The sequence below is a fragment of the Streptomyces sp. NPDC029014 genome (assembly GCF_055564695.1).
This window is the reverse complement of sequence record NZ_JBVHVT010000039.1, coordinates 26,042-46,750: the sequence shown is the minus strand read 5'-3', so window position 1 is coordinate 46,750 and position 20,709 is coordinate 26,042. Positions and strand designations below refer to the sequence as shown.

The 20,709-nt window shown below is 73.4% G+C and carries 19 protein-coding genes; 12 read left to right on the top strand and 7 right to left on the bottom strand.

What is annotated here, in order from left to right:
* Positions 1-13: 13 nt before the first annotated feature.
* The 5 genes from ACZ4VL_RS22095 to ACZ4VL_RS22075 all read left to right on the top strand — a co-directional run bounded on the left by ACZ4VL_RS22095 (position 14) and on the right by ACZ4VL_RS22075 (position 4,887).
* Positions 14-856, top strand: coding sequence for an SDR family oxidoreductase (locus ACZ4VL_RS22095; protein WP_468202464.1), 843 nt, complete (start codon positions 14-16; stop codon positions 854-856).
* A gap of 30 nt (positions 857-886) precedes the next feature.
* A complete protein-coding gene (locus ACZ4VL_RS22090) occupies positions 887-1,513 on the top strand; it encodes a TetR/AcrR family transcriptional regulator (protein WP_468202461.1) in 627 nt (208 codons plus the stop codon).
* A 37-nt stretch (positions 1,514-1,550) separates the two neighbouring features.
* Positions 1,551-2,708 (top strand): acetyl-CoA C-acetyltransferase, encoded by a 1,158-nt coding sequence (locus ACZ4VL_RS22085; RefSeq protein ID WP_468202458.1) that lies wholly within the window; start codon positions 1,551-1,553, stop codon positions 2,706-2,708.
* Positions 2,709-2,916: 208 nt separating this feature from the next.
* Positions 2,917-3,120, top strand: coding sequence for a cold-shock protein (locus ACZ4VL_RS22080; RefSeq protein WP_179176509.1), 204 nt, complete (start codon positions 2,917-2,919; stop codon positions 3,118-3,120).
* Between the two features lie 102 nt (positions 3,121-3,222).
* Positions 3,223-4,887, top strand: coding sequence for a DEAD/DEAH box helicase (locus ACZ4VL_RS22075; protein ID WP_468202456.1), 1,665 nt, complete (start codon positions 3,223-3,225; stop codon positions 4,885-4,887).
* 12 nt (positions 4,888-4,899) lie between these two features.
* Here ACZ4VL_RS22075 and ACZ4VL_RS22070 read toward each other — a convergent pair whose 3' ends face one another.
* Genes ACZ4VL_RS22070 through ACZ4VL_RS22050 form a run of 5 tightly spaced genes read right to left on the bottom strand, consistent with a single transcriptional unit; the run spans position 4,900 to position 9,334 of the window.
* Positions 4,900-5,838, bottom strand: a complete 939-nt coding sequence (locus ACZ4VL_RS22070) for a tyrosine-protein phosphatase (RefSeq protein ID WP_468202453.1) — start codon at positions 5,836-5,838, stop codon at positions 4,900-4,902.
* Positions 5,839-5,869: 31 nt separating this feature from the next.
* A complete protein-coding gene (locus tag ACZ4VL_RS22065) occupies positions 5,870-6,946 on the bottom strand; it encodes an NAD(P)H-dependent flavin oxidoreductase (protein WP_468202451.1) in 1,077 nt (358 codons plus the stop codon).
* A 5-nt stretch (positions 6,947-6,951) separates the two neighbouring features.
* Positions 6,952-7,731 (bottom strand): CoA-transferase subunit beta, encoded by a 780-nt coding sequence (locus ACZ4VL_RS22060; protein WP_468202449.1) that lies wholly within the window; start codon positions 7,729-7,731, stop codon positions 6,952-6,954.
* Entirely contained in the window at positions 7,728-8,588 is an 861-nt protein-coding gene (locus ACZ4VL_RS22055) for a CoA transferase subunit A (RefSeq protein ID WP_468202445.1), read from the bottom strand. The genes ACZ4VL_RS22060 and ACZ4VL_RS22055 overlap by 4 nt, the downstream gene beginning before the upstream one ends.
* Positions 8,585-9,334: an enoyl-CoA hydratase family protein gene (locus ACZ4VL_RS22050; RefSeq protein WP_468202442.1), complete on the bottom strand. Its 750-nt coding sequence runs from the start codon at positions 9,332-9,334 to the stop codon at positions 8,585-8,587. The genes ACZ4VL_RS22055 and ACZ4VL_RS22050 overlap by 4 nt, the downstream gene beginning before the upstream one ends.
* Before the next feature lie 56 nt (positions 9,335-9,390).
* Here ACZ4VL_RS22050 and ACZ4VL_RS22045 point away from each other — a divergent pair, with 56 nt between their 5' ends.
* The 3 genes from ACZ4VL_RS22045 (at position 9,391) to ACZ4VL_RS22035 (ending at position 11,559) form a co-directional block, all read left to right on the top strand.
* Complete coding sequence (locus ACZ4VL_RS22045; protein WP_404242108.1) at positions 9,391-10,155, top strand: SDR family oxidoreductase; 765 nt, start codon at positions 9,391-9,393, stop codon at positions 10,153-10,155.
* Between the two features lie 70 nt (positions 10,156-10,225).
* Positions 10,226-11,179: an SDR family oxidoreductase gene (locus tag ACZ4VL_RS22040; RefSeq protein WP_468202526.1), complete on the top strand. Its 954-nt coding sequence runs from the start codon at positions 10,226-10,228 to the stop codon at positions 11,177-11,179.
* Positions 11,180-11,421: 242 nt separating this feature from the next.
* The gene (locus ACZ4VL_RS22035) at positions 11,422-11,559 is read left to right on the top strand and encodes a hypothetical protein (protein WP_468202440.1); all 138 of its coding nucleotides are present in this window, start codon (positions 11,422-11,424) and stop codon (positions 11,557-11,559) included.
* 51 nt (positions 11,560-11,610) lie between these two features.
* Here the strand turns inward: ACZ4VL_RS22035 and ACZ4VL_RS22030 are convergent, their stop codons facing one another.
* Positions 11,611-12,567 carry a hypothetical protein gene (locus ACZ4VL_RS22030; RefSeq protein ID WP_468202437.1) on the bottom strand — a complete coding sequence of 319 codons (957 nt, stop codon included), beginning with the start codon at positions 12,565-12,567 and terminating at the stop codon, positions 11,611-11,613.
* A 122-nt stretch (positions 12,568-12,689) separates the two neighbouring features.
* On the opposite strand from ACZ4VL_RS22030, the gene ACZ4VL_RS22025 reads away from it, so the two are divergent.
* The 4 genes from ACZ4VL_RS22025 to ACZ4VL_RS22010 all read left to right on the top strand — a co-directional run bounded on the left by ACZ4VL_RS22025 (position 12,690) and on the right by ACZ4VL_RS22010 (position 18,753).
* Complete coding sequence (locus ACZ4VL_RS22025; RefSeq protein ID WP_468202435.1) at positions 12,690-13,475, top strand: S1 family peptidase; 786 nt, start codon at positions 12,690-12,692, stop codon at positions 13,473-13,475.
* 784 nt (positions 13,476-14,259) lie between these two features.
* A complete protein-coding gene (locus tag ACZ4VL_RS22020) occupies positions 14,260-14,580 on the top strand; it encodes a chorismate mutase (RefSeq protein ID WP_468202432.1) in 321 nt (106 codons plus the stop codon).
* Positions 14,581-14,616: 36 nt separating this feature from the next.
* Positions 14,617-17,118: an aminopeptidase N gene (gene pepN, locus ACZ4VL_RS22015; RefSeq protein ID WP_468202430.1), complete on the top strand. Its 2,502-nt coding sequence runs from the start codon at positions 14,617-14,619 to the stop codon at positions 17,116-17,118.
* A 219-nt stretch (positions 17,119-17,337) separates the two neighbouring features.
* Positions 17,338-18,753: a lysine N(6)-hydroxylase/L-ornithine N(5)-oxygenase family protein gene (locus tag ACZ4VL_RS22010; protein WP_468202427.1), complete on the top strand. Its 1,416-nt coding sequence runs from the start codon at positions 17,338-17,340 to the stop codon at positions 18,751-18,753.
* A 36-nt stretch (positions 18,754-18,789) separates the two neighbouring features.
* Here the strand turns inward: ACZ4VL_RS22010 and ACZ4VL_RS22005 are convergent, their stop codons facing one another.
* Positions 18,790-20,595, bottom strand: a complete 1,806-nt coding sequence (locus ACZ4VL_RS22005) for a 5'-nucleotidase C-terminal domain-containing protein (protein WP_468202424.1) — start codon at positions 20,593-20,595, stop codon at positions 18,790-18,792.
* Positions 20,596-20,709: the final 114 nt, after the last annotated feature.

Here is a 20,709-nt window from a genome sequence, read left to right as displayed (position 1 = left end):
AGGAGGCACCGACGTGAACACCCCCGCACCGCCAGGGCCAACGCCCCCCGCCGCGCCCGTCCCCGTGCCCGGGCACGGGCTGCTCGACGGCCGCAGCGCCGTCGTCACCGCCGCCGCCGGAGCCGGCATCGGCGGGGCCACCGCCCGCCGCTTCCTCCAGGAAGGCGCCCGCGTCGTCCTCGGCGACGCCCACGCCCGCCGCCTGAAGGAGACCGAGGAGGCGCTCGCCGCCGAGTTCGGACCGGACCGGGTCACCGCCCTGCCCTGCGACGTCACCGACGAGGCCCAGGTCCAGGCCCTCTTCGCACACGCCGAACGCACCCACGGCCACCTCGACGTCGTCGTCAACAACGCCGGCCTCGGCGGCACCGCCGCCCTCGTCGACATGACCGACGACCAGTGGGGCCGCGTCCTCGACGTCACCCTGAACGGCACCTTCCGCTGCACCCGCGCCGCCCTGCGCTCCTTCAGGGCCGCCGCCGAGGCCCGCACCGCCCCGCCCCCGCACGGCGGCGGCACCATCGTCAACAACGCCTCCGTCATCGGCTGGCGCGCCCAGGCCGGCCAGGCCCACTACGCCGCCGCCAAGGCCGGGGTGATGGCCCTGACCCGCTGCGCCGCCCTGGAGGCGGCCGCGTTCGGCGTACGGGTCAACGCCGTCGCCCCCAGCCTCGCCATGCACCCGCACCTGGCCAAGGTCACCAGCGAGGAACTGCTGCGCGAGCTGACGGCCCGCGAGGCCTTCGGCAGGTACGCCGAGCCCTGGGAGGTCGCCAACGTCATCGTGTTCCTGGCCAGCGGCTACTCCTCGTACATGACCGGCGAGACCGTGTCGGTCAGCAGCCAGCGGGCCTAGCCGCAGCAGCACTGGGCCGAGAATGGGCGCGTGCCAACGAACGAGACGACGAACAAGAAGAAGGCCCAGGTGGCCGCGACTCCCGAGCGCCGCCGCGAACTCCTCGACACCGCCGCCGAGGTGTTCGCCGCCCAGGGCTACAACGCCACCACCGTCCGCAAGATCGCCGATGCCGCCGGCATGCTCGCCGGCAGCCTCTACTACCACTTCGATTCCAAGGAATCGATGCTCGACGAGATCCTCTCCACCTTCCTGAACGAGCTGTGGGAGGGCTACGACGCCGTCCTCGCCGCCCGGCTCGGCCCCCGGGAGACCATCGAGGCCCTCGTCACCGAGTCCTTCCGCGAGATCGACCGGCACCGCGCCGCCGTCGCGATCTACCAGAAGGAGGCGCGCCACCTCACCGACCAGCCCCGCTTCCACTACCTCGCCGCATCGCAGGCCAAGTTCGAGAAGGCCTGGCTGGGGACGCTGGAACGCGGGGTCGCCGCCCGCGTCTTCCGGGCCGACCTCGACGTCCGCCTCACCTACCGCTTCGTCCGCGACACGGTGTGGGTGGCGGCGTCCTGGTACCGGCCGGGAGGACAGCACAGCCCCGAGGAGATCGCCCGCCAGTACCTGTCGATGGTCCTGGACGGCATCTCCCAGCGCAGCTGACCCGCGACCCGCGCGGGCCACGACCCGAGGAGCCGCCATGCCCGAGGCCTACGTCATCGACGCCGTACGCACCCCCGTGGGGCGGCGCGGGGGAGGGCTCAGCGCGATCCACCCGGCCGACCTGGGCGCCCACGTCCTCACCGCCCTCGTCGAGCGCACCGGGATCGACCCGGCCGCCGTGGACGACGTCGTCTTCGGCTGCCTGGACACCGTCGGGCCGCAGGCCGGCGACATCGCCCGGACGGCCTGGCTCGCGGCCGGACTGCCCCAGGAGGTGCCGGGCGTCACCGTGGACCGCCAGTGCGGGTCCTCGCAGCAGGCCGTCCACTTCGCGGCCCAGGGCGTGCTCTCCGGGACGCAGGACCTGGTGGTCGCCGGCGGCACCCAGAACATGTCGATGATCCCCATCGCCTTCGCCTCCCGGCAGGCGGCCGAACCGCTCGGCCTGACCGAGGGCCCGTACGCGGGCAGCGCCGGCTGGCGGGCCCGCTACGGCGACGCGCCCGTCAACCAGTTCCACGGCGCCGAGCTGATCGCCCGCAGGTGGGGGATCACCCGCCGGGACATGGAGGAGTACGCGCTCCGCTCCCACCGGCGGGCGGTCCGCGCGATCGACGAGGGCCGCTTCGACCGCGAGACCGTCCCCCACGGCGACGTCGTGCACGACGAGGGCCCCCGCCGCGACACCGGTCTGGAGCGGATGGCCGCCCTGAAGCCCGTCGTCGAGGGCGGCACGATCACCGCGGCCGTCTCCTCCCAGGTCTCCGACGGGGCCGCGGCCCTGCTCATCGCCTCCGAACGGGCCGTCGCCGAGCACGGCCTGCGGCCGCGGGCCCGCATCCACCACCTGTCGGTCCGCGGCGAGGACCCCATCCGCATGCTGTCCGCGCCCATCCCGGCCACCGCCCACGCCCTGAAGAAGACCGGCATGTCCCTCGACGACATCGACCTCGTGGAGATCAACGAGGCCTTCGCCCCCGTCGTCCTGGCCTGGCTGAAGGAGACCGGCGCCGACCCCGAGCGGGTCAACGTCAACGGCGGCGCGATCGCCCTGGGCCATCCGCTGGGCGCGACCGGAGCGAAGCTGATGACCACGCTCCTGCACGAACTGGAGCGCACCGGCGGCCGCTTCGGCCTCCAGACGATGTGCGAGGGCGGAGGTCAGGCCAACGTCACCATCATCGAGCGCCTGTGACGGGCGGGCCCGGCGGCCGCTCCGGATCCGGTTCCGGTCGAGACTCCGCTCCGGCGCCGGGGATGTGTGCTAGCTTAGGGGGCGTTGCAGTTGTGGTACCCATGAACTTTATGCGCGCCTGACGGGACATCTCTCCTCAGGCGCTTTTATTGTTTTCTCGCCGGAATCGCCGGATGGGGCCCTTGCCGCCTGATCAGGGAGATTCAACATGGCACTCGGCACCGTGAAGTGGTTCAACTCGGAAAAGGGCTTCGGCTTCATCGAGCAGGACGGCGGCGGCCCGGACGTCTTCGCCCACTACTCGAACATCGCCACCCAGGGCTACCGTGAGCTCACCGAGGGTCAGCGCGTGTCCTTCGACGTCACCCAGGGCCAGAAGGGCCCGCAGGCCGAGAACATCCTGCCTGCCTGACGCGTTCCACACGCCGGGGCCCGCACCGAGAGGTGCGGGCCCCGGCTTGCGTGCTCTCTCGACCTCTGTTGCACCTGCCGGTTTCAGGAAGGGCTTTCCCGCATGACCAGCTCCAGCTCCGCACGTCCCAGCCGCCGCCCCAGCCGGGGTCGAGATGCGGCCCAGGGACGTCCGAAGACTGGCGCGGGACGGCAGAAGTCTGCGCCCGTCGTCCCCAGGCCCCAGGAATTCACCATGCCCGAGCCGGTCGTGCCCGCCCTCCCGCCGGCCGCCGCCTTCGAGGACATGGACCTGCCCGAGGCGCTGCTGAAGACCCTCGCCGCCCAGGGCGTCACCGAGCCCTTCCCGATCCAGGCCGCCACCCTCCCGAACTCCCTCGCCGGCCGTGACCTGCTCGGCCGCGGCCGCACCGGCTCCGGCAAGACCCTCGCCTTCGGCCTGGCCCTGCTCGCCCGCACCGCCGGCCGCCGGGCGCAGCCCAAGGCGCCGCTCGCGCTGGTCCTCGTACCGACCCGCGAGCTCGCCCAGCAGGTCACCGACGCCCTCGCCCCGTACGCCACGTCCCTGAACCTGCGCCTCGCGACCGTCGTCGGCGGCATGTCCATCAACCGGCAGGCGGGCGCCCTGCGCCGCGGCGCCGAGGTGCTCGTCGCCACGCCCGGCCGCCTGAAGGACCTGATAGACCGCGGCGACGCCGTCCTCGACCAGGTCTCGATCACCGTCCTCGACGAGGCCGACCAGATGACCGACATGGGCTTCATGCCCCAGGTCACGGCCCTGCTGAAGCTCGTCGAGCCCGACGGCCAGCGGCTGCTGTTCTCGGCCACGCTCGACAAGAACATCGACAAGCTCGTCAAGATGTTCCTGAACGACCCGGTCGGCCACTCCGTCGACCCGTCGGCGGGCGCGGTCACCACCATGGAGCACCACGTCCTGTACGTCATGGACGAGACCGACAAGCGGGCCGTGGCGACCCGCATCGCCGCCCGCGACGGCCGCGTGATCATGTTCGTGGACACCAAGCGGGGCGTCGACCGGATGGTCAAGCGGCTCCTCGCCGAGGGCGTCCGCGCCTCCGGACTGCACGGCGGCCGCTCGCAGCCGCAGCGCAACCGGACCCTCGACTGGTTCAAGACCGGTGAGGTCACCGCGCTGATCGCGACCAACGTGGCCGCCCGAGGCATCCACATCGACGACCTCGACCTCGTCGTCAACGTGGACCCGCCCACCGACCACAAGGACTACCTGCACCGCGGCGGCCGCACCGCCCGCGCCGGCGAGTCCGGCAGCGTCGTGACGCTGGTGCTGCCCGACCAGAAGCGGGACATGTCCCGCCTGATGTCGGACGCCGGGATCTCCCCGCGCACCGCCCAGATCAAGTCCTCCGACGAGGAACTGACCCGGCTGACCGGCGCCCAGGTGCCCTCCGGCGTCCCCGTCGTCCTGGAAGTGCCGCAGCCCACCCCGCCGAAGCCGCGGAGCGGCAGCCGCTCCGGGTCGGGCTCCGGCTCCGGTTCGGGTTCCGGTACGGGCGGCGGCCGGCGCCGCTCCGGCCGCGGCCGCAGCGGCGGACAGGGCGGCGCCCAGGGCGCTCCCGCCACCGCAGCCGCCGCAGGCACGGGCGGCGAGGGCCGGCCGCGCCGCCCCCGCACCGGCGCGGGCCGCACCGGCGCGCCCCAGGGCGGCGGACGCTCCGGCGGTGCCCGCTCCGGCGGGGGTCGCGCGGGCGGGGCCGGCGGCGGCCGCCGCTCCGGCGCCGGGTCCTAAGGTCCAGCGGGTCTAGCGGACCAGTCGGGACTGGAGTTTCGCCAGCGTGCGCAGGTCCAGTCCCAGTCCGTCCGTCAGATAGCCGTAGAAGCCGCCGTAGTCCGCCTCCAGCTGGGTGTTCGCCGCGTCCAGGTAGCCGCCGCGGACCTCCTGGAGCGGGATCAGCAGATCCGGGTTCTGCATCCGACCCGACTGCTTGAGCGCCTCGCGCAGCCGGGCGTCGTACGCGGCCCGGAAGGTGTTCGACGCCAGGTAGTCCCGCTCCGCGGACTCCTCCGGCACCGCGAGGGCGCGCAGCAGCACGTAGCTCAGCCACCCCGTCCGGTCCTTGCCCGACGTGCAGTGGAACAGCAGCGGCCCGCTGCCCTCCGCCAGCTCCCGCAGGGTCGCCCCGAACTGCGCCCGGTTCTCCGGGGAGGTCACGAACGTGCGGTACACCTCCCGCATGTAGGCCTCGGCGCGGCCACCGCCCAGGACCTCCTCCTGCCGGGCCGGGTCGCCGCTGCCGATCACGCCGACGAGCGTGGCGAACAGGCCGAGGTCGCTGACCGGGCGGGAGACCGGCGTCGGACCGGCGGGCAACCGGTCGGCGCCGTCGTACTGCACCTCCAGCGGGATGCGGAAGTCCACGACCCTCGCCAGACCCAGCCCGGAGACGGTGCCGACGTCCGAGGGGGTCAACCGGTTCAGCGCGTCGGAGCGGTAGACCAGGCCCTGGCGGACCTGGCCACCCGTCCAGGTGCGGTAGCCGCCCAGGTCGCGGACGTTGACCGCGCCCTGCAGGGGGATCTGACGGATCGTCTCCGCAGCGGCCCCGGCGCCGGCCGCAGCCACCTGCGACTGCTGCTGCGCGACTGCGGGCACGGCCGCCGCAGTAAGGGCGGCGACGCAGGCGAGCGCCGCGGCAGCGGCCACGGTCGCGGTCGCGGGGCGGGTTCGGGCACGGCTCATCGGTGTCGACTCCTGTGGCACAGAAGGGGGATCACCCTGCCGGCGGCAGGGTGTCGGAGACGTGCAGCTGCTCCAGCCGGGCCAGCACGGACTCCGCCTCGGCCATGACCCGGCCGACGAGCTCCGCACACGACGGCAGGTCCTCGATCACGCCGGCGACCTGGCCCGACGCCATGACGCCGAGGTCCGTACGGCCCTCGACCATGGACGCCCTGAGGAGCATGGGGGTGTTCGCGGCGAGCAGCACCTGGCTCCAGGACAGGTCCTTGCCGTGCCTCATCGCCAGCCCGTCGCGCACCATCCGCGACCAGGACAGGCCCGACAGCCTCCGGAACCCGGCCGCGTGCCGCACGGCCCGCAGCAGCGCCCCGGCCCGGCCCGACCGCTCCAGGGCGGCGACCAGCTCGGTGCGCAGCATCCGGTGCGGCAGCCCGTCGACGGCCGTGGTGACGGTGATGTCCTTGACCCCGGCCGCCAGGTAGCGGGCCTTGACCGGGTCCGGCACCGTCGAGTCGGACGTCAGCAGGAAGCGGGTGCCCATCGCGATGCCCGCCGCCCCGTACGACAGCGCCGCGACCAGGCCGCGGCCGTCGCGGAAGCCGCCCGCCGCGACCACCGGGATGTCCACGGCGTCGACCACCTGCGGCAGCAGCACCGTCGTCGCCACCTCCCCGGTGTGCCCGCCGCCCTCGCCGCCCTGCACGATCACCGCGTCGGCCCCCCAGGACGCGACCTTCTCGGCGTGCCGGCGGGCCCCGACCGACGGGATCACCACCACGCCCGCGTCCTTCAGTCGGGAGACGAGCTCCTTCGACGGCGCGAGCGCGAACGACGCGACCCGCACGCCCTCCTCGACGATCAGCCGCACCCGTTCGGCCGCGTCCCCCGCGTCCGCCCGCAGATTGACCCCGAACGGGGCGTCCGTACGGGACCTGACCTCGCGCACCGCCGCCCGCAGCTGCTCCGGCGTCATCGTCGCCGACGCCAGGATGCCCAACGCTCCGGCCCGCGCCGCCGCCGACACCAGCCGGGGCCCCGCCACCCAGCCCATGCCCGTCTGCACGATCGGGTGGCGCACCCCGACCAGCCTGGTCAGCGCCGTCTCCACGGCCCTCAGCCCCGCACTTCCCGCTCGCGCAGGCCCTGTGGATCGAGGACGTCGCGGATCAGCCGCAGCTCCTCCCCGGTGGGGCGGCGCGTGTACGGGACCTCCTCGGGCACGGCCAGCGCGAAGCCGGTGGCGGCCCGGACCTCCTCGACGGTCACGCCCGGGTGCAGGGAGGCCAGCCGCATGGACCGGTCCGGCGTCTCGAAGTCGAACACCCCGAGGTCGCTGACCACCCGCGGGATCCGGTGGAAGCGGGCCACCCCGGCCGCCGCGGCCCGGTCGTAGCCGACGCCGCTGACCATGTCGACCCGCTCGACGAACACCCGCAGCGAATGCCGGGGCACCCAGTAGCTCACCGGATTGTTGACGGTGTTGACGGGCGCGCCCCGCACCCCGAGGAGCTGCCGGGCCGGCCGCTCCCAGTCGCCGATGCAGGAGATGTTCTGGTTGCCGTACCGGTCGAGCTGGCTCGCGCCCATCATCACGTGCCGCCGCCCGCCGGTGACCATCGTGAGGTGGCGGCGGTACGGGAGCCAGCCCTCGACGTCCCCGTCCGGCCCGACGAGCAGGGCTTCGCCGTCGGTCAGCAGCAGGTCGGGGGAGAAGGTCCGGCGGGCCAGGCGGGCCCCCAGCGAGGGGATCAGGCCCATCGGGCTGGCGAGCACCTCGCCGTCGCCCCGCCACGCCTCGGCGCAGGCGATCACGCAGGACTCGGCGCGACTCGGCGCGGGCCCGGACGCCGGCCCCGCGGCGGAGGCGGGGGAGGGGGAGGCCGGTGTGGTCATTGCTGCTCCTCGTGCCAGGCCCGGACCGCGCTCTGGTAGGCGTGCTCGTCCGGCCCGGACAGGAAGCGGGCGGCGAACTCGGGCCAGGGCGTGGTCGCGTACAGCTTCTGGAAGGCCTCGTCGCGCCCGTGGTCGGGAACGCAGGAGGTGAAGTGCGCGCCGTTCGGGGTCTCCACGACCCCGGTGACGCTGTGCCGGCTGACCAGCAGGGACTGCGGGGGCCCGGCCTTGGCGAGGTCGGCCGTCCCGACGAGCTGCTCGCAGGAGACGTACGCGGTGTCGGCCGCCTCGCAGAACAGGTCGTCGAAGTACGGGTCCGGGCCCAGGTACTGGCCGTTGCCGAACCGGTCGGCGCGGTTCAGGTGGACGAGCGCGGCGTCCATCCGCAGCGCGGGCACGGCGACGAGCTCCTCGCCGTCCGCATAGGGCGAGGTCACCGTCCGCAGGTGCGGGTTGACCCGCATGACGTCGGAGCCGAGGCCGGCGCGCACGGGCAGGAACGGCAGCCGGTTGGCGGCGGCGTGCAGGCCCCACATGAACATGGCCTCGTCGAGCTCGGTCAGGGTGAGGGCGCCGCCCTCGCGGGCGGCACGGAAGTGCGGCTCCAGCGGGATGGAGTCGAGCGTGGCGAACGGGGCCACGAGGTGGCGGATCCGGCCGGCGGCCGCGAGGAGGCCGACGTCGGGGCCGCCGTACGAGACCACGGTGAGATCGGTGATCCCGGAGCGGAGCAGCGCCCGCACCAGGGCCATGGGCTTGCGCCGCGACCCCCAGCCGCCGATCCCGAGCGTCATCCCGCTGCGCAGCCGCCCCACGACCTCCTCGGGGGACATCACCTTGCCGCCGTCGGCCGTCATGCGCTTCCCGCCTTCCCGAACGTGTCGCGGACCCGGTCGGCCACCCCGCTGAGGTTGGCCTCGAACGTGAACCCCTGCTCGAAGCGGTAGCTGCGGCGCACGTCCACCGGGTCGATGCCGTTGATCGCCGCCTTGGCCAGCCGGATCAGGTACCCGTCCTTCCGGGCGATCTCGGCCGCCAGCGCCAGCGCCGCCTCCCGCAGCCGCTCCCGCGGGACCACCTCCCACACCGACCCGTGCCCGTGCAGCTGTGCCGCGGTCGCGGTGCGCGAGGTGTAGTACAGGGCGCGCATCAGGTGCTGCGGGACCAGCCGGGCCAGGTGGGTCGCGGCACCGAGCGCACCCCGGTCGAGCTCGGGCAGGCCGAACGTGGCGTCGTCGGAGGCGACGATCGCGTCCGCGTTGCCGACGAGCCCGATGCCGCCGCCCAGGCAGAACCCGTGCACGGCCGCGACCACCGGCACCTCGCACTCGTACACCGCCGCGAACGCCTCGTAGCAGCCCCGGTTGGCGCCGATCAGACGGTCGTGCCCGGGGTCCCGCTGCATCTCCTTGATGTCGACCCCGGCGTTGAAGCCGCGTCCCTCGGCGGCCAGCACCACGCACCGGTGGTCCGGGTCGCGGCCCGCCGCGCGCACGGCGTCGGCGAGCTCGTACCAGCCGCGGACGGGCAGCGCGTTGACGGGCGGGTAGTCGACGGTGACCAGTGCGATGCCCTTGCCGGGGCGTGAGGTGGAGACACCCATGAGCGCATCAGCTACCTTTCCACCAAACGTTTGTTAGGCGAGGAAGGTAGCAGCCCATGGAGCTCGACGGGAGGGTCGCCGTCATCACCGGCGGCACCCGCGGCGTCGGCGCCGGCATCGCCCGGTCGTTCCTCGAAGCCGGGGCGGACGTCGTCGTCTGCGCCCGCCGCCCACCCGACCGACCGGTCACCGCAGCCGGCCGCACGGCCGCCCACGCCCCGCTCGACCTGCGCCGACCCGGCGCCGTACAGGACTTCTTCGACGCCCTCGCCCGCTCCCACGGACGCCTCGACTGCCTGGTCAACAACGCCGGCGGCACCCCGTACCGGCCGCTGGCCGACGGCGGCGCCGACCGGCACGCCCGCGTGCTCGAACTGAACCTGCTCGCCCCGATGACCGCCTCGCTCGCCGCCTACCCGCTGCTGCGCGCCGCGCGCGGCTCGGTGCTGATGGTCGGCAGCGTCAGCGGTTCGCGGCCCTCGCCGGGGACGGCGGCGTACGGGGCCGCCAAGGCGGGCCTGGAGCACCTGGCGCGCTCCATGGCGGTCGAGTGGGCGCCCGAAGTACGGGTGAACACGCTGGTCCTGGGCATGGTGCGGACCGAACTGGCGCACCTGCACTACGGGGACGCCGCCGGGGTCGCGGCGGTGGCGGCCACGGTCCCGCTGGGCCGGCTGGCCGAGCCGGCCGACGTGGGCGCGGCGGCGGTGTTCCTGGCCTCGGACCGGGCGGGGTACGTGAGCGGGGCGAGCCTGCTGGTGCACGGGGGCGGCGAGCGCCCCGCGTTCCTGGACGCGGCAACGGCCAACAAGGAGGACTGACATGGCGGACGGCACGGCATTCGACACGGCGGGCGGCAGGGCCGGCGGCGCGGGCGGCGCGGCCGGCGGCATGGCGCGGGGGCGGGTCGTCGCGGTGACCGGCGCGGGCCGGGGGCTGGGCCGGTCCCATGCGCTGGCGTTCGCGGCGGAGGGCGCGAGGGTCGTCGTCAACGACCTGGACGTGGGCCGGGAGGGAGAGCCCGGCGGCGCGGGCTGCGCGGGCGGCGCCGGGTTCGGCGCGGAGGGCTCCGGCGGCCCGGCGGCGCAGGTCGTCGCCGAGATCCGGGCGCGCGGCGGGGAGGCGGTGGCGCACGGCGGGGACATCGCCACGTCGCAGGGCGCGGCCTCGCTGGTGGACTGCGCGCTGGACGTGTTCGGCCGGCTGGACACCCTGGTCAACAACGCGGGCTTCCTGCGCGACCGGATGCTCGTCAACCTGGCGGAGGAGGACTGGGACGCGGTGGTGCGGGTGCACCTGAAGGGGCACTTCCTGCCGCTGAAGCACGCGGCGGCGTACTGGCGCGCGGAGGCCAAGGCGGGCCGCCGGGTCGCGGCGCGGGTGGTGAACACCTCGTCGGGCGCCGGACTGGCCGGCTCGGTCGGACAGGGCTGCTACAGCGCGGCCAAGGCGGGCGTCCTCGGCCTGACGCTGGTCGCCGCGGCGGAGCTGGACCGGTACGGGGTGCAGGTCAACGCCATCGCCCCGGCCGCGCGGACCCGGATGACGGAGGAGGTCTTCGCGCGCACCATGGCGGCGCCGGGGGAGGGGAAGTTCGACGCGATGGCCCCGGAGAACGTCTCCCCGCTGGTGGTGTGGCTCGGCAGCGACGCCTCGGCGGGGGTCACGGGCCGCGTCTTCGAGGCCGAGGGCGGCCGGATCACGGTGATGGAGGGCTGGCACCCCGGCCCCAGCGCCGACCGCGGCGCCCGCTGGACCCCGGCGGAGGCAGGCGAGGCCGCCACGGGCCTCCTGGCCTCGGCCCGGCCGCCGCACCCGGTGTACGGGGCGGAGCCGGCGCCCTGACACCGGGGCGGTTCGGCGGGCGAACCGGCTGGGCGGCCGGTGGGGCGGCCGCGCGGCGACCCGACCCGGACACGGATCGGCCCCGGCCCCCTGGCGAGGGGTCGGGACCGGACCGGCACTCGTGCGATGGGGTATCACTACCCACTGCACCCCCTCCCCCAACCGCGTCCGGGCCGACAAGTTGTGCGGTGCATCCGCCGGACGCGAGTGTTCCGCCCCACCGGGCCGGGCAGTCCGGCTGCATGGACTGGCCGCATGTCTTGCTGTGGATCTGTCTGGCGTACGTCGCCCTCCGGATCGCCGTCCTGGAGATCCGCTCCCACCACCGGCCGCGCGGCACCGGGGAGGACGACGACGACCGCGTCCCCGACGAGGTCTGAGCGCCCCCGGGGCGGGAGGGGCGGCCCCGGCCGGGCGCCGTGGTCCGCCGGCTACGTGTCGCAGTCCAGGACCGTTCGGCACAACCCGCAGCGGGCCCGCAGCCGCCCCGCCACCGGCAGCCGGAGCCGCTGCCCGCACACCGGACAGTCGAAGGTCACCCGCAGACCGCCGCCGACCCGTTCGAAGCGGTACCCGGGAGCGGCGGCGCGGCCCGCCCAGGACCTGCTCGCCGCCGGACCGCTGGCGCCCGGACCGCCCGCGCCCGGACCGCCCGCCTCCGCCCGGGCGCGGCGCTCGCGCGCGTACCGGCGGCGCTCCGCCGCGTCCGCCGCCGCTAGGGGAGCCCGGCGCAGGTCCCGGTCGGCGAGCGCGCGTCCGCGTACGTGGGCCTCGTACGCCTGCGGGCTGGTGAACCGGGTGGAGAGGTCCTCGCCCACCAGCAGCTCCCGCTTGGCGAGGACGTACCCGAACTCCTCCGGCGTCAGGTAGCCGAGCTTCTGGTGGCCGAGCGCGTCCTCCCGGTAGGCGTCGAGGAGCAGCCAGCCCACGCCCAGCAGGGCGGCCGCGGTGTCGGTGAGGACCTCGTCGTCCGCGGTGGTGGGGAAGCGCAGGCCGAGCCGGTGCAGCAGGACGTGGGTGGCCTCGTGGGCCAGGGCCGCGGCCAGGTCGCGGCGGTGGGTGCGGAAGCGGTCGTTGACCTCGACGAAGTACTCGGGGCCGGCGGCCAGTTCGACGGTGGCCGCCTCCTGCATCGGGCGGAACGCGACCACCATCCGGGCGTCCGGCAGCCCCAGCGCGGCGACGACCGCGGAGGCCACGCGGTGCGCCCCGAGGTGGAGCTCGTCGGCGTCGGTGAAGGCGGCGTCGGCGGGGGAGAGGCCCACGGCGTACGGCCGGATCCCGTCATCCGGCAGCCGCCGCAGCAGGGCGGTGATCGCCGCGCGCACGGTGGCGAGGTGGGGAAAGCCGTGCTCGACGGGGCTGCCGCGGCCGCGGTGGGCGCTCATGCCGCACCTCCCGAACGTCGGTGTCCGAAAACGGGTCCTTGAAGCCCGCACAGCCCCGGGTGTGACATGTACGTGTCATTCACCCGATGACGCGCACGGCCCAACCCCCCACGAAAGGCAGTGTGTTGACTGTGTCCACGACCCTCGGCACCCTCCTCAAGCGCACCCTCGCCGTCGGCGCCGTCGCCCTCGCCGCCGCCAGCCTCCAGCCCGGCACCGCCACCGCGTCCCCGAACCCCGTCGTCGGCGGCACCCGCGCCGCCCAGGGCGAGTTCCCCTTCATGGTGCGCCTCTCCATGGGCTGCGGCGGAGCCCTCTACACCCAGCAGATCGTGCTGACCGCCGCCCACTGCGTGAACGGCTCCGGCAACAACACCTCCATCACCGCCACCGCCGGGGTCGTCGACCTCAACAGCAGCAGCGCCATCAAGGTCAAGTCCACCAAGGTCCTCCAGGCCCCCGGCTACAACGGCCAGGGCAAGGACTGGGCCCTGATCAAGCTCGCCAAGCCGATCAACCTGCCCACCCTCAAGATCGCCGAGACCAAGCAGTACGACACCGGCACCTTCACCGTCGCCGGCTGGGGCGCCGCCCGCGAAGGCGGCGGCCAGCAGCGCTACCTGCTCAAGGCCGGCGTCCCCTTCGTCTCCGACGCCTCCTGCAAGAGCTCCTACGGCAGCTCCCTCGTCCCCGCCGAGGAGATCTGCGCCGGCTACGCCCAGGGCGGCGTCGACACCTGCCAGGGCGACTCCGGCGGCCCCATGTTCCGCCGCGACGACGCCAACAACTGGATCCAGGTCGGCATCGTCAGCTGGGGCCAGGGCTGCGCCCGACCCAACTACCCCGGCGTCTACACCGAGGTCTCGACCTTCGCCGCCGCGATCAAGGCGGCGGCCGCGAACCTCTGACCGGCCCCGGCCCGGCGGGCGCCCCGCACCGGGGCACCCGCCGGGCACCCACCCCGCGAACCGCCGGGACAGCCCGTGCACCGTGATCGCCACCACCCCTCGGCCTCGGCGAGTTCACCCCCGCGCACCTCCACGGTGGACCACCCGCCCACGCACCCACCGGAGAGACGCACATCCCGCCCCCGGGGTTGACAAGCCCCCAGCCCGACCGCGCACCACCCCGGCCCCGCCGCAGCGACCAGCCCCCCGCCCCCGCACCTCCTGCGCCCCCGGCCTCCAACCCCCGTACCGGCCCCGGTCGCGGCCCGGCCCCGGTCCCCGCGCCGGCCGCCGTACCAGCCACGGCCCGGCCCCAGTCGCCGTACCAGCCACGGCCCGGCCCCAGTCGCCGTGCCGTCCACGGCCCGGCCCCCGAACTCCCGCACCAGCTGTGGCCCCGGCCCCCCGGACGCGCGTCGGCTACCGCCCCAGCTCCCGATCGCCGTGGCGGCTGCGCCCCGGCCCCGGCCCCGTATCCGCTACGGCCCCAGCCCCCGACCGCCGCACCGGCCGGGCCCCCGGCCTACGGGCCCGTACGGCTACGGCCCCGGCTTCCCCCGACCGCCGTACCGGATACGCCTCCGCCCGGGCCCCCACAGCGGCAGCGAACCGGTAGCGGAACCGGCACCCCCGCCCCCCCGTGGCGGCAGCGGAACGGCAGCGAACCGGCAGCTCGGGGTCGTACCGTCTCACCGATCGGCCGGCCGACCCCCCGCCCCCCGGCCGCCACGTATTCTCGGTGACCATGAACAACAGCCACCCCGACGCGCCCGACGCCGACGTCACCGCAGAGCTGGCCCGTCTGCGCGACAGCATCGACAACATCGACGCCGCCGTGGTCCACATGCTCGCCGAACGCTTCAAATGCACCCAGCAGGTCGGCCACCTCAAGGCCCGCCACCAGCTGCCCCCCGCCGACCCGCAGCGCGAGGCCAACCAGATCGCCCGCCTGCGCCAGCTCGCCGAGAACGCCAAGCTCGACCCGGCCTTCGCCGAGAAGCTCCTGAACTTCATCATCGCCGAAGTGATCCGGCACCACGAGACGATCGCTGCGCGCGAAGACTAGGCGGCCCGGGCCCACCCTTCGGGCAGCATGGGCCCCATGTCCGCACTGACGCGCAGCGAAGCGCAAGCCCGAGCCCGGCTCCTCGACGTCCACCACTACGCCGTCGCCCTCGACCTCACCGGCGGCGAGGACACCTTCGACTCCACGACCGTCATCCGCTTCACCGCCCGCACCGCCGGCGACACCTTCGTGGAGCTCAAGCCGGACGAGCTGCGCTCCGCCGCACTCGACGGCCACCCCCTGGACCCGGCCACCCTCAGCGGCAACCGCCTGCCCCTCACCGGCCTCGCCGAGGGCCCCCACGAACTGCGCCTCGACGCCCGCATGCGCTACTCCCGCACCGGCGAGGGCCTGCACCGCTTCACCGACCCCGCGGACGGCGAGACCTACGTCTACACCCAGCTGTTCCTCGACGACGTCCAGCGCGTCTACCCGGCCTTCGACCAGCCCGACCTCAAGGCCGTCTTCGAGTTCACCGTCACCGCCCCCGCCCACTGGACCGTCCTCGCCAACGGCATCACCACCCGCACCGGCGACCGCGACACCGACGGCGCCGGCATCTGGACCTCGGCCCCCACCCCCGTCATCTCCACCTACCTCGCCGCCGTCGCCGCAGGCCCCTGGCACAGCATCCGCACCGAACACGCCGGCCTGCCCTTCGGCATCCACTGCCGCCGCTCCCTCGCCCCCCACCTCGACGCCGACGCCGACGAGATCCTCGCCGTCACCACCGCCTGCTACGACCGCTACCACGAGAAGTTCACCGAGCCCTACCCCTTCGACTCCTACGACCAGGCCTTCGTCCCCGAGTTCAACGCCGGCGCCATGGAGAACCCCGGCCTCGTCACCTTCCGCGACCAGTACGTCTTCCGCTCCGCCGTCACCGACGCCGAACGCCAGCGCCGCGCCATGGTCATCGCCCACGAGATGGCCCACATGTGGTTCGGCGACCTCGTCACCCTCCGCTGGTGGGACGACATCTGGCTCAACGAGTCCTTCGCCGAGTACATGGGCTACCAGACCCTCACCGAAGCCACCCGCTTCACCGGCACCTGGACCGAATTCGGCATGGAACGCAAGCCCTGGGGCTACGACGCCGACCAGCGGCCCTCCACCCACGCCGTCGCCCCCGACGCCGCCGCCGTCCCCGACACCGACTCCGCCCTCCTCAACTTCGACGGCATCTCCTACGCCAAGGGCGCCTCCGCCCTGCGCCAACTCGTCGCCTGGATGGGCGAGAAGGACTTCCTCGCCGGCATCAACACCCACTTCGCCCGCCACAAGTTCGCCAACGCCTCACTCGCCGACTTCGTCGACTCCCTCGCCGCCCACACCGACCGCGACGTCCACGCCTGGGCCGACACCTGGCTGCGCACCACCGGCATCGACACCCTCACCCCCCGCATCGAAGAGGGCCACGGCGGCTGGACCCTCACCGTCGACCACCACGGCACCCGCCCCCACCACATCGCCGTCGGCCTCTACGACCGCGAACCCGACAACACCCTCGAAGCCCGCGAACCCCTCACCCTCGACGTCCCCACCGACGAGGTCGTCTCCGCCGACGGGCCCCGCCCCGCACTCCTCCTCCTCAACGACACCGACCTCAGCTACGCCAAGGTCCGCCTCGACGGAACCTCCCTCGGCACCGCCCTGCGCAGCCTGTCCGCCCTCCCCGACCCGCTCACCCGCACCGTGGTGTGGAACGCCCTGCGCGACATGGTCCGCGACGGCGAACTCGCCCCCGCCTCCTACCTCACCACCGCCGAGACCCACCTCCCCCACGAAGCCGACCTCGCCATCGTCCAGGGCGTCCTCACCTTCACCCGCACCGAGATCGCCGACCACTACCTCACCCCCGAACACCGCCCCGCAGCCCTCGCCGCGATCACCTCCATCGCCCGCGCCCTGCTGCGCCGCACCGAGGACGGCACCGACCCCGGCCTGCGCCTGGCCGCCGTACGCGTCCTCATCGACAGCGCCGCCCAGCCCGACACCCTCACCGCCTGGCTCGACGACGACACCGTCCCCGGCGGCCCCGCCCTCGACCCCGAACTGCGCTGGCGCATCCTCGCCCGGCTCAGCGTCCTCGGCGCCGTCGACGACGCCGCCATCGACGCCGCCCTCGCCGCAGACCCCAGCGCCACCGGCGAGGAGGGAGCCGCCCGCTGCCGCGCATCCCTGCCCACCGCCGAGGCCAAGGCCACCGCCTGGAACCGCCTCTTCCACGACGACAGCCTGTCCAACTACCTCTTCACCGCCACCGCCCGCGGCTTCTGGCAGCCCGAACAGGCCGACCTCGTCCACGCCTACGTCCCCCGCTACTACCCCGACGCCATCGCCCTGGCCACCCGCCGCGGCCCCGCCATCGCCGCGGCCGCCGCCCACCACGCCTTCCCCGCCCACGCCGTCGACGCCGAGCACCTCACGACCGGCCAGGCCGCCCTCACCGACCCCGACGTCGTCCCCCGCCTGCACCGCGGCCTCACCGACCAGCTCGACGACCTCGCCCGCGCCCTGCGCATCCGCCAGGCCTGACCCGCACCACCACCGCCCCCGGCAACACCATGCGGCCGCCGCCCGATCTCACCGGGGCGGCGGCCGCACCGCGTCCCCACCCCCGGGCGGTTACCCCATTCGGGTCTGGTCGTTGTACCCGGCGGGTGCCCGGGCCGCCACCGCCGCAGCACCTGCGCCAAGCCCCCGCACCACAGGGCCGGCCGCCCCCCACCCGACCCGCTCCCGAGGACACCACCGATGACCGCACCCCTCGATACACCCCTCGACCTCGTCGGAATCGGCATCGGCCCCAACAACCTCTCCCTCGCCGCCCTCGCCCACGGCCTCCCCGCCCAAGGAACCGGCGAACTCGCCACCGCCTTCTACGAACGACACCGCGACTTCCACTGGCACCCCGGGCTCCTCCTCGACGGCACCACCCTCCAAGTCCCCTTCCTCGCCGACCTCGTCACCCTCGCCGACCCCACCAGCCCCTGGACCTACCTCAACTACCTCAAGCACAAGGACCGGCTCCACCCCTTCTACTTCGCCCAGCAGCTCCACATCCCCCGCGCCGACTACGACGCCTACTGCCGCTGGGTCGCCGGCCGCCTCCCCGGACTCCACTTCGGCCACCAGGTCGACGCCGTCCGCTGGAACCCCGAACGCAGCCTCTTCGAAGTCGACCACACCCGCATCGGCGCCGACGGCGAAGCCGAAGCCGAAGCCCTCGGCCGCACCCACACCCGCCACCTCGCCCTCGGCATCGGCACCGCCCCCCACGTCCCCGACCCCCTGCGCCCCCTCGCCGACGCCCCCACCGTCCCCGTCATCCACGCCGCCGACTACCTGGACCACCGCACCCGCATCCTCGCCGCCGACCACGTCACCGTCATCGGATCAGGCCAGTCCGGCGCCGAGATCTTCCTCGACCTCCTGCGCGCCCGCCCCGCCGGCCGCGAACGCCTCACCTGGCTCACCCGCACCCCCTCCTTCGCCCCCAGGGAACACACCAAGCTCGGCCTCGAACACTTCACCCCCGACTACACCCGCTACTTCCACGCCCTCCCCGAACCCGTCCGCGACCGGCTCCTGCCCACCCAATGGCAGCTCCACAAGGGCGTCGACCCCGCCACCCTCGCCGCCATCCACCACGAGCTCTACACCCGCACCCTCCACGGCGGCTGGCCCGACACCGTCCTCACCCCCGGAGTCACCGTCCGCACCGCCGGCCGCGTCGCCACCACCAAGGTCGAACTCCACCTCGAACACACCCAGCAGGGCACCCGCTCCCGCCTCACCACCGACGCCGTCGTCCTCGCCACCGGCTACCAGGAACGACCCCTCTCCCCACTCCTCGCAGGACTCGACCCCTACCTGCGCCGGGACTCCTCCGGACGCCCCCGCATCGACGAACACCACCGCATGGTCCTCGCCCCCACCATCACCGGCAGCATCTTCGTCCAGAACGGCGAACGCCACACCCACGGCATCGCAGCCCCCGACCTCGGCCTCACCGCCCGACGCAGCGCCACCATCCTCAACACCCTCACCGGCAAAAACCCCTACCCCGAACCCACCCGCACCACCTTCACCACCTTCGGCCTCGAACAGCGGGAGCAGCCCCGCCCCACACCCACGATCGAACTGCTCCCACTGGCCGAATGCCCCTGACACCCCGCAGGGATCAGGACCCGATCAGGACCGGGATCAGAAGACGGGAACGCCGGCCCGCGTCAGACGCCAGTCCACCGACGCGAACTGCGACGGATCGATCGTCCCCTTCGCCTTCACCCACGAAATGATCGTGTTGCGGATCTCGTCGGAATTCGCCCACACCTGCTTCGCCTGCGGCACGTGGGGGAACGCCCCACCACCCGACGCCCGGTAGTTGTTCACCGCCAACACGAACCGCGCCTGCGGATCCACCGGCTTGCCCTGGAACGACAGCCCCGAAATCCGCGAACCCTTCGGCTGCGCGATGTCGATGTCGTACACCAGCCCGTACACCGCGTCGTAGTTGTAGTCCGGGACGCCCTCCGCGTTCGTCAGCTTCGCCGGATCCACCACCGCATCCGGAGCCGTCTGCACGAAGTACCGGGCCGAATACTCCAGATAGTCCTTCACCTGCGCACCCGTCAGCACCCGCGCCTCGAGCGTGTTCTCGAACGGGTACAACCCCGCCGCATCCCGCAACGTCACCTTCCCCTCCGGGATCACTGCCGTCCGCGAGAAGCACGACGCCTGCGACAGCACCGGCAGCGACGCCCACTCCGTACCGGCCAGGGCCCCCTTCACCGTCTCCGCCTGCACGTGGTTGATCAGATCGATGATCGGCACGTCCCTGACCGGACCGTCCGCCGACGACATCCCCTGCGTCGACGTACCGATCACCTGGTTGACGTACTGCACCACCTTCCGGTGCTCGTCCGACAACATCCGGACGATCTTCGGGTCCTCCTCGACCTCGTTCGAGTTCAGCACCCGCGCCGACACCTTCGCCACCGACCACGAGCCCTTCGCCCACGTCAGCTCGAAGTCGAACAACGTCAGCCGCTGCCCCCACTTCAACGGCTCCGACAGCACCACGTCCTTGCCGGTCGCCTTGTTCTTCACCCGGTACTCCGGGATCTCCGTGTGCGCGTGCCCCACCAGGATCGCGTCGATCCCCGGCACCTGCTCCGCCACCAGACCCGCCGCGTTCTCGATGTACGGCAGCTGGTCACCGTACGAAGACGTACCGCTCGACCCCGAATGCGCCGACACGATCACCACGTCCGCACCCATCGACCGCAGCTTCGGCACGTACTTCGCCGCCTGCTCCTCCAGCCCCGGGAACGTCATCTTCCCCTGCACATTGGCCTTGTCCCAGATCGCGATACCCGGATTCGTCAGACCCAGCACCGCCACCTTCACGTCCCGCCCCTGCGGAGTCCGCAACCGGTGCATGCTGTACGGGGGGAACGCCGGCCGCAGCGACTTCGCATCCAGCGCGTTCGCCCCCAGCAGCGGAAAATCACACTGCTCCTGGAACTTCCGCAGCACCGGAATGCCGTAGTTGAACTCGTGGTTGCCCAGCGCCGCCGCGTCATAGCCGATCGTGTTCATCGCCTGCGCCATCGGGTGCACCGGACCACGGCGCGCCGTGATCGGATCCACCTTCGCGTAGTAGTACGACAGCTGCGTGCCCTGGATGGTGTCGCCCGCGTCGATGAGCAGCGTGTTGCAACGCCCCTTCTCCGCCCGCACCCGGTTCACCAGCGTCGAGATCTTCGCCAGACCCACGTCGTTGTGCGCCTTGTCGTCGAACTCCTTGTCCGTGAAGTAGTCCCAGTTGAAGACGTTCCCGTGCAGATCGGTCGTCCCCATCACCGTGAACGCATACGTCCGCGGCTGCCGCGAACCCGGATCCGCCGAGGTCGCCGCGGCAGCCGGGCTGCCCGCGGCCCCCGTCAGCGCCACGGCCGCACCCGTAGCGGCCGACGTCCCCAGAAACGTCCTGCGGTCCAACGCCATGTCATCTCCCCTGTTCAGGCGTCGTCTTGAAGTGGCTGACAACGCGCGTAGATTCTGACCCATCGGTAACAACCGAACCACCCCCCTCCGCATCTCGATCCGGTGACCTCCGAC

Coding starts and splice junctions, on each gene's coding strand:
- ACZ4VL_RS22085 (WP_468202458.1), top strand. CDS start 1,551: ATGCCCGAGGCCTACGTCATCGACGCCGTACGCACCCCCGTGGGGCGG.
- ACZ4VL_RS22080 (WP_179176509.1), top strand. CDS start 2,917: ATGGCACTCGGCACCGTGAAGTGGTTCAACTCGGAAAAGGGCTTCGGC.
- ACZ4VL_RS22075 (WP_468202456.1), top strand. CDS start 3,223: ATGACCAGCTCCAGCTCCGCACGTCCCAGCCGCCGCCCCAGCCGGGGT.
- ACZ4VL_RS22070 (WP_468202453.1), bottom strand. CDS start 5,838: ATGAGCCGTGCCCGAACCCGCCCCGCGACCGCGACCGTGGCCGCTGCC.
- ACZ4VL_RS22060 (WP_468202449.1), bottom strand. CDS start 7,731: ATGACCACACCGGCCTCCCCCTCCCCCGCCTCCGCCGCGGGGCCGGCG.
- ACZ4VL_RS22055 (WP_468202445.1), bottom strand. CDS start 8,588: ATGACGGCCGACGGCGGCAAGGTGATGTCCCCCGAGGAGGTCGTGGGG.
- ACZ4VL_RS22050 (WP_468202442.1), bottom strand. CDS start 9,334: ATGGGTGTCTCCACCTCACGCCCCGGCAAGGGCATCGCACTGGTCACC.
- ACZ4VL_RS22045 (WP_404242108.1), top strand. CDS start 9,391: ATGGAGCTCGACGGGAGGGTCGCCGTCATCACCGGCGGCACCCGCGGC.
- ACZ4VL_RS22040 (WP_468202526.1), top strand. CDS start 10,226: ATGGCGCGGGGGCGGGTCGTCGCGGTGACCGGCGCGGGCCGGGGGCTG.
- ACZ4VL_RS22035 (WP_468202440.1), top strand. CDS start 11,422: ATGGACTGGCCGCATGTCTTGCTGTGGATCTGTCTGGCGTACGTCGCC.
- ACZ4VL_RS22030 (WP_468202437.1), bottom strand. CDS start 12,567: ATGAGCGCCCACCGCGGCCGCGGCAGCCCCGTCGAGCACGGCTTTCCC.
- ACZ4VL_RS22020 (WP_468202432.1), top strand. CDS start 14,260: ATGAACAACAGCCACCCCGACGCGCCCGACGCCGACGTCACCGCAGAG.
- pepN (WP_468202430.1), top strand. CDS start 14,617: ATGTCCGCACTGACGCGCAGCGAAGCGCAAGCCCGAGCCCGGCTCCTC.
- ACZ4VL_RS22010 (WP_468202427.1), top strand. CDS start 17,338: ATGACCGCACCCCTCGATACACCCCTCGACCTCGTCGGAATCGGCATC.
- ACZ4VL_RS22005 (WP_468202424.1), bottom strand. CDS start 20,595: ATGGCGTTGGACCGCAGGACGTTTCTGGGGACGTCGGCCGCTACGGGT.